The organism is Candidatus Desulfolinea nitratireducens, assembly GCF_982879505.1.
This window is the reverse complement of the sequence record NZ_CEYOSI010000104.1, coordinates 1-11,342: the sequence shown is the minus strand read 5'-3', so window position 1 is coordinate 11,342 and position 11,342 is coordinate 1. Positions and strand designations below refer to the sequence as shown.

Below are 11,342 nucleotides of genomic sequence, written 5' to 3'. Positions count from 1 at the left end.
TATGATCGCAAAAGACAATAAAACCAAAATAAGGGCCGTTTCCCCATAAGCATAATAATTTTTCATGCCTACGCGAAACACAAAACTGGCAAAACCCAGAAATGCTATTCCAAATATATCTGTAAGTAATAAATAACGCAGGGGGAAGGCACGAAAGACCACGTATAAGCCAAAAAACACAACAAGAAAAATAGTATCCAGGCGACTGAAAAGTACCATAACCGCGATCAGCGCAATTCTGATAATTTCCATTTTGGTAAGTGGTTCTGTGCGCCATTTACGTTCCAAGCGCTCAAAAGTGTAGAGAAAAAGAAGGATCGAAAAAGCTGTAACCCCTGTCTCAAGACCATATTGTGTCACCGTAGAATGGATATAGAGATTAAATCCCCAAAATGCAGCAACCAATATCCCAACTAAGCGCGAGAAGACCTTCGCTGCCAATCTGTAAAGCATCACACTTGTCGCTGAACTGAGGGCGCCCATTACCAAAATCAGGATGCGCAGAGGCAGAATTAAATCAAAACGTGCCAGGGAAAAGATGGGGATACAAATCAGCATCCAGAGCGGATGATAGCCATTTGCCAGGTTGATCCCATCAAAGCTGCTCCCATTTCCCTCGCTGATATTTTGGGCTACCTTGAAATAATAAAAGGCATCATCACGCGTAAACCAACGGTTCGGGAAATTGTGCGTATCTGAAAACGCCGCATAGAATGCTCCCGCCATGACCGCAAGCACCAGTATAATTTCAATCCAACGCCAGTTTTTCACTATTTTTTGATGCTCAAGGTAATCTTGCCAAATTGTTTATTTCGCTCCAGACGTTCGTGCGCCAGACGAGCTTCTTTCAGGGAAAATGTTTTGTCCATGACAGGGTTCAACTTCCCTGTCACGACCAAAGACATAACCTCATCAAAATCTTTCAATGTGCCCATAGTTGAACCAATGATTGTAATATGTTTTGCGAAAATATAGCGATTATCAATCTCAAACTTCGGAGCGGCGGTATTTCCCACAGTCAGCAGCCGCCCACCCTTACGCAAGGACCGAATACTAAGAGGGAAAGTTGTACCAACATTATCAACAACTACATCCACGCCGGTCCGATTTGTCAGCATGAAAGCGTCAGTCGACCAATTCTCTGATTTTGAGCGATCGATCAGGATATCTGCCCCGATCGACTCGGCAAGTTCAAGTTTTTTTGATTCGGAACCAACGACGAGTACATTTGCTCCCGCTAATTTGGCAATCTGAATGCTGGCAGTATTGACTCCACCCGAAGCACCAACGATCAACACATTTTCTCCGGGGCGCAGATTCCCACGTGTAATGAGAGAGTGCCAGGCCGTCTGATACACAAGGGAGGCGGCTGCGGCTACGTGGTAATCGAACCTTTCCGGTAGGCGGAAAAGCTGTCGAGGTGGAAGCAGGATAAACTCCGTGTATGTGCCATTCACCGTTTCGCCAAGCAAATGCCAATTTCGGCAACGATTATCCTGTCCCGCGAGACAATAATCGCAGGTACCACATCCCAAATTAGCATTAGCGACCACACGGTCGCCAATATGCCAGCCAGATACGCCCTCTCCCACGGCGATAATCTCACCTGCGCCATCGGCACCGGGAATATGAGGCAAGGCCAGATTGAGACCGGGCCAGCCTGTGCGAACAAATAAATCCATCCGATTGAGCGCTGCTGCGTGGAGCTTAATCAATACCTGGCTCGCACCCGGCACTGGCATTGGAAGATCAGCGTACTCCAATACACTTGAAGGGCCATGTTCGTTAAAGTGGATCGCCTTCATTTATTTCTTTCTCGCAATAATCGTCATTGAACCATTATCCGCATAAAGATTGATCGTTTTGAGGAGGTCAAGAAATTTTTTGATTACGCCCTTCGTTTCAGTATTAATCTGAAACAGCCTTCGAAACAGGAAGCTTCCAGTTGCAAATTGTCCTGCACGGCGAATATCAAGAATTTCAAACTTTTCATCCAACACTTTTCTGGCTGTATCTGGTGCCCAATAAAATACATGTTCTGGCATTTTAAAAGAAACCCATTGCCTGCCAAAAATACGCGCCAGTGCACTTTTAGGGTTGGGGGTCGTAAAGGCAAGGATTCCGTCATCCTTAAGCAGTTCATGAGCGCGATTTACAAAGTCAACTGGGCGATATATGTGCTCAAAAACATCAAATGCTGTGAGCAGATCAAAGCTATCTGGCTCTAACTCGTTGCTTTCAATTGTGCCCTGCAAAATATTTTTTCCAAATTTCTTACGAGCTACATCAACAATATAGTCCGAGGGATCAATTCCCCAAAGATCAGAATATCCCATTTTTGTAGCAGCTTCAAGAAAGAAGCCTGGCCCACAGCCAATATCCAAAATACGACCCTTATTCTTATATGTTGAGATTATTTTCAGGCGCCTACTGAATGTTTTAATCCAGGCCTCACGCAGATCAAGATAGTCATCATATCCTTGCCTAGCATGTGAGGACGCATAATAATCTTGCCCTTGATAAAATTTCAGAATATCATCCTCTTTGAAACGAGGAGAGAGGAAAGCCAAATCACAATTGAGACATTTTACAACTTGGAAAGGGTCAAATTTATAATGCAATACCTGCTTTGCTTCTGGTCCGCATAAGGGACAATAGGCTTCTTCAAACTCAAAATTTTTCCACATTGTCATTTTCTAAAAATCCCGGCCAAGTCGTCTCCACGATCTCGACGAACTAAGGCTTCCAATAATTTTTTATTTAATTGTATCGAGGCGAACATAATGAGGAAAAATCCGCCAATCAATAATAACCAATCCCGCAGATTGGTCGGTAAAAATTGCAATGCTATAATCCGAAAAATTTGCTTAACAGGCCCCTGAAGAATGACAGGCGTAAGGAGCTTCCCGACACCAACTCCAAACAGGAAAACCCCAACCGCAAATAAAAGCATCCATATCTGCATCACCAAACTCGGCTCCAACCAACGCCAAAAACTTGCCCGCCAGTAAATTGAAAGTGTATCAAAAAATGAACCGAAGATATTGCGCGAATTCATTCGGCCCAGGCTGCCGGTACGTTGGTATGCAATTTTGACGGGAACCTCAACAATTCTATACCCAAACCGTGATGCTGCAACCAGCAATTCGATATCAAAGGCGAAACGGCTTACCCGTAAGCGAGGTACAGTTGCTTCAAGAACTTCCCGTTTGAATAGCTTGATGCCAGTCTGAGTGTCAGTAATTGCAAGACCAAACAGAAATGCGACGCTGTCGCGGTAGACTCTGCTCATCATCCGTCGCGCCCAGGGGAATTGGTTATCGCTCATATCTTTCACACCAGCAACGACGTCCGCACCGGTATCGTCCATGACTTTGAGCAGGCTGAGGAGATATTCAGGCACGATCTCCAAATCAGCATCTAGAAAAGCAATCCGGGCTCCTTTTGAATACGCCACGCCATTAAAAAGTGTGGCTCCCTTCCCGCGATTCATTTCCTGGTGGATCACCTGAACAGGATAACCATCATCTACAACGCGACCAGCTTCCTGAGAAGTATTATCCTCACTGCCATCGTCAACAACGATCAATTCAAATTCATAGTCAAGCAAGGTTTTGCAGATACGCAAGATATTGGCATAAATATTATCACCTTCGTTATAAGCAGGAAGGATGACGGAAAGGGTTAAGGGTTTTTGCAGGGCCATAATACCATTATAGTTTAAATATCAGATTCAGAAGGGGGATTATCTCCTTCAGATGATATTTCTTCTTCATGATTACGGTACCACATCTGAATACAAAGAAATACCCCTACAAATGACAGGGAAATACCCACAGGGACATCCCAGGGTTGATATCGAAATTCGTAAGTGTGCTCCCCGGGCGGGGCCTCTACTTCCAGCCATTGCTCGCCAAGTAATGGCGTAGGTTCTCCGTCCATCCAGGCTTTCCAACCTGTAAACATATTCTCCTTGACTATCAAACGACCTGGCATAGAGGTTTCACAAACCACTTCCAGCTCTCCCCCAGAGCCAGTTGCCACGCAAGGAGAAAACCCGTGCCAATCAGATGAATCCTTATCTTCCGAAACAGCAGCGTAAAATTCGCCAACACGTCCATAAATTGGAACACCATCAAGCGTGTCCATTATTTCAACTGCACCTGGAGGTGGTCCAGCACGATTAGCTTCCAACACCGGGATGGGATATTCACGATCTCTCCATCTCCAAGTCATAACGCCTGGACTAAGTTTCATCCCCATACGAATAGCTGGTTCAATATAACGATGTTCTCCGAAGGGTGGCTCCACCCACTGTAACGTATCGGTTTTTAAGCCCACCAATAATTCAAAAATACCATCACCCTGCTTCTCTACAAGAATCCAATGTTCGGTAAACTGGTAGGCACTTTTTAGGCTCAAGAAAAGAGGAATAAGCAAGAGCCATTTAAGAGAAAGACTCCACTGCCAAGCAAGAGACTTCCTGGGAAAAGACAGAGATAATTTAGGCCAATTGATTCTCAACATTCGTTCCAATCCGTAGGCTGATAACCCTAAGATTAATGGGATTGCTAGCCCAGCAATTTGTGGAGGGTGGCGAATTCCTCCTAATGACGGGAAGAATTTTATCAGCCATTTCAACAAAAGGGCACTTCCAATAAGAAATTCAATCACAATAGCCGTTGCCATAAACCAGAGTAGACGCTTATTTTTCTTCTTTGAATTACTTAAACCAACGACTGCCAGTATAACCGGTACCCAGCCAATATATAGTGTATATAAATACGGGTATGGAAATTTGCCCAATATTTCACTTTTATAATAATGCCAATCGTTAATAACCAAATTCAGCGGTAAATAAGCCAGGGACTGGGCCGATAAAAACGATGAGTCAGAATCTTTTGTGTAATTTGGCATAAAATTGGCAACTGGCACTAAAAAAGGTGCAGCCAGGAGAAGGGCTAGTCCAAAAGCGGTAAAGTAATCTTTCCAATGGCTCATCAATTTTTGCTCATCATCAAAGATCAGAAAGATCATCGCTGGCAGGATAACAGGAAGCCCAACCAGCATATACCCCTGACCAGACACAATTGCGGATGCCGTAACCACGGCCAGCAAGACCAGAGAGCGCTTCCCCCCGCCATTCGACACTGAAATAACCCCAGCGAAGACCAGACTGCACATTGCGGTGGAGAGCACTACCCCCAAAACGCCCAGTTCCATGCGCCCAGCCAGGTGGCCTCCAACAATAGCAATTCCTGCACTCCACATTCGAGGCAACCAACTAACCTTTAGCTCACGAGCAAGCCACCATTGAGCCACCCCTGCAAACCATAACGAGATCACCAAAGTTATTTTTGCACCGCTGAGAACCCCCCAAGCCAAAGTAGTGATCATCACGATGGGATGTAACATGCTTCCGTGAATATCTGCAAAGGCAGGGTAGCCTCCGCGCTCAGAACCATTCCAAACAGCGCACCATCCACAATTCTGAAACTGTGTCCATAAATGATGCGTCTGAATTGCAGAGAAGAATTCGTGACCTGATGGAATGATTAGTGGGTCGAAATCAAGGTAAACTCTCCCGACCCAAATAGCCCACAGAGCCAGCAATCCAAGTTCAAGGGCGATTATTAATTTTTGACGGCCTTTATCATCTTCCCAAAATCGGTTTTTTAAATATTTCCCAACCCCATTAAAAGGATTATAAAAAACAATTCGTGTCATCATCCTTCGTATCGAGGTCCAAATTATCTTAACCACTTTCTCCAACCTTGGACTCATCTTCCAATGATGCCGCAGACCCCAGACAAGATAAATATCTAGAATCACTGCAATTATTATTACCCACAAGAGTTGCATTCTAGTCATGGTAAATCCTTTTTATCAGGATTAAGCATAGCTTATTTTTATCGCAATCCTGTTTCCAACCTAGATATTACGAGTCGTTGAATCTCACTTGTGCCCTCATAGATTTCAGTGATCTTGGCATCCCGAAAATAACGCTCAACAGGATATTCTTTGCTATATCCCATTGCGCCATGAATTTGAACGGAGGCATGTGCACAAAACATCGCTGTTTCAGAAGCGAAAAGCTTTGCCGTTGAGGTAGCCAAAGTAAAGCGTTCATTTGTAGTTTTCGAGCGTTCTTTTGCCATCGCCGCGTTATACACAAGTAATCTCGACGCCTCAATGCGTGTTTTCATATCAGCCAACTTAAACGAAACGCCCTGAAATTGACCAATTTTCTTCCCAAAAGCATCCCGCTCTCTTGAATAATTTAATGCAGCCTCATAAGATGCTTCTGCAATACCCAATGCCTGAGCAGCGATGCCAAGACGTCCAACATCCAGGACAGCCATCGCGATCTTAAATCCATCCCCTTCATTGCTCAGGCGGTTCTCGGCTGGGATGCGACAATCTTCAAAAAGCAATTCGTTTGTAGCTGATGCCCGGATTCCCAGCTTGGGTTCCTTTTTGCCTCGAATAAAGCCAGGTGTATCTGATGGGACAATAAAGGAAGTAATCCCTTTTTGCTTTTTATCTGGATCAGTCATCACAAATACAACAACAAAATCAGCTACCGGCCCACTCGTGACCCAGGACTTGCGACCGTTTAAGATATATTCATCTCCATCCCGGATTGCACGTGTTCGCATTGAAGCTGAGTCAGACCCCGACATTGGTTCTGTTAAGGAGTACGCACCAACAGATGCTCCGGAGGCAACCGGCACCAGGAATGTTTGTTTTTGTTCTTCTGTCCCAAACATCAGGATTCCATGGCAATACAAAGAGTTATTCACTGACATGATCACGCCATGCGAAGCGTCTGCCTTGCTGATCTCTTCCACAGCTAATACGTAAGAGAGCGTATCCATTTCTGCGCCCCCGTATTTTTCAGGCACCTCAATTCCCATGAACCCCATCTCGCCCATTTTCATAATTGTTTCCCTGGGAAATTCCCCACTCTCGTCAAATTCTGCAGCAATAGGTGCAATCTCATTTTGGGCAAAATTACGAGCTGCGTCAAGGATCATTTTGTGTTCATCACTTAGTGGAAATAACGCCGTATTGCTCATTTCTTCCTCCAGTAGCAGAAAAATACGCAAGACTGATTATAGCATGATGACATAAAAAAGCACCCATTTTAGTTTAAAATGGGTGCTTTTTTATGTTGTTTTATTTGTTTTATTAAGGCCTATCTCGGATTGGGATCATAAAGACATTCTTGTCGGATTTTTCGACAATTCGTTGAGCCTCACTGCCAAGCATGAATAAGGCCAAACCGCCTCGTCCTCTTGATGTGCTCATAATTAAATCGACGTCTTCATCGTGACCAACGTTGACAATGGTACGTGCAGGAAGGGTCCCTGCGACCATCGTGCGAACACGTATGCCACTTTCGCTCAGAGAACGGGCAACAGCTTCAAGGAAGTTTTCAATTTCTACCTCCGCATTGTGGCGTATATTTTCGATCAACTCAGAGGGGGCATGGTAGTCATCCGGTTCCGGAACGGCTGGAACGGTGAGTAATATCAGTTCTGCATCAAAGACCTGGGCCAGTACCCGCGCATAAGGAAGAACGCGCTCTGAAAATATCGAGCCATCAAGGGGGACGAGAATTCTCTCAAGTTTTGGTGGTGCAGCAACACCATCTTCTGAAGTTTGAATAAGAAGAATAGGTTGATTAATTTTTTGGATAAGCTTCTGGGAGACACCACCACTTGTCCAGTTGAGGTTGCCCGATTTCCCGCGAGTACTTGTAATAACGATATCGATATGCTTTTCATGAACAAGAATTTGTGTGGCATCAGCAATAAAACCAGAGCGAATAACCACATCTACTTCAATGCCATCGGCTATAAGTTCTTTTTGCACTCTATCGAGATAAGCTTTGCGCTCAGCAAACTTAGTTTCAAAATCGTTATTTTCATCCGGGTATTTGGTCTTAATGGATGAGAGAATTGTCAGGTGTGCACCTTTCTTTTGGCAATACATCTTTGCCCATGGAATAGCCTGGGCTGCATAGTCAGATCCATCAAGTAATACGGCAACCTTATTCAGTTTAAATTCCTGATATCGCCACCTGCTCTCTGCAATTGGAGCCGGTTCCCAGCGCAATTCCTCCGGGGTTGCGGGTTTGGCGGTTACCGCCCCAGAGGCCGGACTCATCTGTCCAAAACCGAAGCCAGCCAAACTGGTCGCATCGAGGCGTCCAAGGTAATCTAGGGCTGCAGAAGGAGCACCCATCTGCTGACGGGTATATCCAAAAATTGCATAGAGCAATGGGATAAAAATAAAGTATGTCCAGGCTCCCTCAGCGAAGCGTTCGACAAAAATAATGATCGTTGCCCCTGTCGTTAAGATCGAAGCAAGGATCGTGCCACCAATGAGGAGAGCCGTGCCGATCGCAAAATTTTTTCGCACCTGGCGCAAGAGACGCTTGGTGACTGCCCAACCCGTCATACTAAGAAGAACAAAAACACCGGCGGCGTATATGGCGAGGTATGTCTCTTCGTGCGTGCCAAAAAGAAGGAAGGTAATGCCTACAATAAATACTTGCAGCCAAACAGGCTTATCAGCGACCTGGTAATCGTTACGTTTCCCAAAAAAAGGAGGGACATATCGTCTCTCAGAAAGACCAAGGGAGAGATTTTGCAATCCCTGTGCTGCGGCCGCTGAAGCTGACATCAGAACAGCGATGCCGACGAGGGTCCCCAAATAAGGCAGGGGAGCGGGAAGAAGTTGATCCATCGTCTGGGTGAAAACAGAAACATCCTCGAGAAGGGGATTTGAAAGCTGGTGAATGACAGGCCCAACAATGAGCATGGTCGCAGCAGTTGTGCCCATGATGATGATTAAAGAATTAAATGCTATTTTGCCTTTTTGAGATTCTGTACCAGAATATGCGGCGACCATATTTGCAAATACTTCAATACCAGTCATTACAGCCAGAATACGAACATAACCGCCAAGGGTATAAGGCAAATTCTCAGGAGAAAAAGCTTGAAGATTAAAATCAGGAAGATGAAAGCCATATTTGATAATTGTAGCAATTATCATTACCCACAGGAGTACTAAAACGCCGGCAGTAGCAGGCCCAAAGGTGCGTGCCGCCATCTTGGGGCCACGATTGACCAACCATCCCGTCAGGATGCTGAGGGCGATTGCTGCCAATGTACGATATTGGATTCCAAAAACCAGCTCATTATTGAGAACCGGAATACGATCTGCGATAAATGTGACCATCGCGGCCATGCTTACCAGGAAAGTTAAGGTATATTCAACAAAAGTGATTGCCGCGTTGATTTTTGCCGCCCACGGGCCAAATTCTTCCTCGCTTAAACCGCTGCCGCCGCTACCATCCGTAACCCATTGCATGACCAGCCTGTACATTGCCGAAACAACGGCCACAGTTAGCACCACCAGCCAAACTGAAGCTCCGAAGGTTACTTGAGCAACACCCGCTACGACGATTAATTTTAAAAAAGGGCCAAAAACATATAGTGGTGATGTTGCCGGATCGCCACCGCCAGCCAAGGCCCCCTCAAAAGCATTATTAAGTTTATGAGAAACGTGTCCCATGTTCTTTCCTTTCGTGCAGTAGAAACTCCCCTACTGATAAATGCAGACAGGGGAGAAGCTTGCGGTTTCTTCAGATTTTTTGTAAGCAAATTGTACCTGATTTTAATCCAATAATAAATTATTTTCCTAGATCATTAAAGAATATGATAAATTGGGAAGCAAATCGAAGCCACCCTACCTGCCATCAAATTTCGGTAATAAAAGATCGCTATTCCATTATCCGGTTATATGATCCAACACGCATTTAGCGGAATAGCTGCGATTTCCTGCTTTGAAGAACTTCCCGTTAAATGGTAGCCCATCCCCGGAGGTAACAAGTGGTTGCTCAACAAATCCATCGGAACGTTGCTGGGGGAAACCTGCGCTAGCGCACAAGTTATTACACAAGCAGCCCCTACCCTCCAAATCTTCCTGCTTCCCTTCTTTTTTCAGGTATTGATCTTCAGGTTCAGCAGAGCAGCGGTAACCAATTTTATTATCCTTACCCTTATATGGTTCACGCAGCAAACCAATATCACAAAGGCGAACCCGATCGCTATAAACCTCTGGATCGGACATGGTTCCTTCAAGCTGGACCACTTTGAAGGGATAACCGGTAGGGGAAACGCGAGGCGCTGTATGCACTATCACTTCCTCATCAACAACTTTTTTAATTACTCGATGCTTTGTAGAATCTTCCATCCCCGATTCATTACAAAAGGCAAAAGCAGTCCCTACTTGTATGCCTGCTGCACCAGCCTCCTGGGCCTGCTTTAGCATCTCAGGAGAATCGTAGCCTCCAGCCAACCAAAATGGCAAACCGAGTTCTTTGATTTTTGCGAGATCAGGCGTATCTTTCTCTCCATAAATTGGTTCACCCTTACTGTCCAATTGCATGGCCCCTCTAGGCGGAGCGTTGTGGCCTCCAGCGATATGTCCTTCCACTATAAATCCATCAACCTTTCCGGTTGATCTGCGAATAAGGGTTTTTGCTAGAACAACAGAAGAAATGATTGGCAAAAAATAGGGGCGAGTTAATTCTTTTGTTTTTTCTACTGCTTCCGAAAAAATCTTTCGTGGGTCAAATCCCAAACGAAAATCATCATCTGACGAGGCCCCCTTCACATCAATCCGATAACTGACCTCTCGATGTTTGGATAATTTATCAAGAATACCCGGGATTTGAACCGGAATCCCAGCTCCCATGATCACATAATCGACTCCGGCAAGCATTGCTCCATAAAGGGAGGCCATCGTCGGCATTTGGATTTTTTCCAACAGGTTGAGCCCGACCGGATTCTGATGCCCTTCCTTTGCCAGAAATACTTCAACAAAATTCGAAATAGCTGTCAGTTCGTTGAGTGCCTTTGATGGTTTCAAAGTCCACATCGGTGGGCGTTTATAGGGTGAGCGTGACGCTTTGGGATTTGCGACAAAATATTTCCTCAAAATACGCTGTACGGGTTCCTGAAATGGAAATTGACTTAAAGCTCGCCGAACATGACCCCCGATATCTCCTTCCATCAAACGCGCAATCATAATTAAGTGAATCCCGGTTCCCGAGACAACACCCAATTGTCCCTGCGCAGATACCGTCTGAGCCAATTTCCAATCAGAAATCGCAACCCCCATACCACCTTGGATAACATCGAATAATTTCATATGTTTATTGGCACACCAGTGCCTTTTCTCCTTCTCGTATTGGTCTATATATAAAAGGGCTTGAATTACAAAGACCAAGCGCCTCGAAGGGTTATAACACAAAATAACTCTGATAG

At 45.1% G+C, this 11,342-nt stretch carries 8 protein-coding genes; all 8 read right to left on the bottom strand.

Annotation, left to right across the window (positions count from 1 at the left end; all coding sequences use genetic code 11):
• The coding region (locus AC3DOM_RS10340; protein ID WP_487918969.1) for a hypothetical protein at positions 1 to 771 on the bottom strand (771 nt) is incomplete at its 3' end.
• The gene (locus tag AC3DOM_RS10335) at positions 771 to 1,805 is read right to left on the bottom strand and encodes a zinc-binding dehydrogenase (RefSeq protein WP_487918968.1); all 1,035 of its coding nucleotides are present in this window, start codon (positions 1,803 to 1,805) and stop codon (positions 771 to 773) included. The genes AC3DOM_RS10335 and AC3DOM_RS10340, both read right to left, overlap by 1 nt.
• Entirely contained in the window at positions 1,806 to 2,693 is an 888-nt protein-coding gene (locus tag AC3DOM_RS10330) for a class I SAM-dependent methyltransferase (RefSeq protein ID WP_487918967.1), read from the bottom strand.
• Positions 2,690 to 3,706, bottom strand: coding sequence for a glycosyltransferase (locus tag AC3DOM_RS10325; protein WP_487918966.1), 1,017 nt, complete (start codon positions 3,704 to 3,706; stop codon positions 2,690 to 2,692). Before AC3DOM_RS10325 ends, AC3DOM_RS10330 begins: the two co-directional genes overlap by 4 nt.
• A 14-nt stretch (positions 3,707 to 3,720) precedes the next feature.
• The gene (locus tag AC3DOM_RS10320) at positions 3,721 to 5,727 is read right to left on the bottom strand and encodes a hypothetical protein (RefSeq protein WP_487918965.1); all 2,007 of its coding nucleotides are present in this window, start codon (positions 5,725 to 5,727) and stop codon (positions 3,721 to 3,723) included.
• A 182-nt stretch (positions 5,728 to 5,909) separates the two neighbouring features.
• A complete protein-coding gene (locus AC3DOM_RS10315; RefSeq protein ID WP_487918964.1) occupies positions 5,910 to 7,079 on the bottom strand; it encodes an acyl-CoA dehydrogenase in 1,170 nt (389 codons plus the stop codon).
• 112 nt (positions 7,080 to 7,191) lie between these two features.
• Complete coding sequence (locus AC3DOM_RS10310; protein ID WP_487918963.1) at positions 7,192 to 9,585, bottom strand: universal stress protein; 2,394 nt, start codon at positions 9,583 to 9,585, stop codon at positions 7,192 to 7,194.
• Positions 9,586 to 9,801: 216 nt separating this feature from the next.
• A complete protein-coding gene (locus AC3DOM_RS10305) occupies positions 9,802 to 11,226 on the bottom strand; it encodes a nitronate monooxygenase (RefSeq protein ID WP_487918962.1) in 1,425 nt (474 codons plus the stop codon).
• Positions 11,227 to 11,342: the final 116 nt, after the last annotated feature.

Coding starts and splice junctions, on each gene's coding strand:
- AC3DOM_RS10335 (WP_487918968.1), bottom strand. CDS start 1,805: ATGAAGGCGATCCACTTTAACGAACATGGCCCTTCAAGTGTATTGGAG.
- AC3DOM_RS10330 (WP_487918967.1), bottom strand. CDS start 2,693: ATGACAATGTGGAAAAATTTTGAGTTTGAAGAAGCCTATTGTCCCTTA.
- AC3DOM_RS10325 (WP_487918966.1), bottom strand. CDS start 3,706: ATGGCCCTGCAAAAACCCTTAACCCTTTCCGTCATCCTTCCTGCTTAT.
- AC3DOM_RS10320 (WP_487918965.1), bottom strand. CDS start 5,727: ATGACACGAATTGTTTTTTATAATCCTTTTAATGGGGTTGGGAAATAT.
- AC3DOM_RS10315 (WP_487918964.1), bottom strand. CDS start 7,079: ATGAGCAATACGGCGTTATTTCCACTAAGTGATGAACACAAAATGATC.
- AC3DOM_RS10310 (WP_487918963.1), bottom strand. CDS start 9,585: ATGGGACACGTTTCTCATAAACTTAATAATGCTTTTGAGGGGGCCTTG.
- AC3DOM_RS10305 (WP_487918962.1), bottom strand. CDS start 11,226: ATGAAATTATTCGATGTTATCCAAGGTGGTATGGGGGTTGCGATTTCT.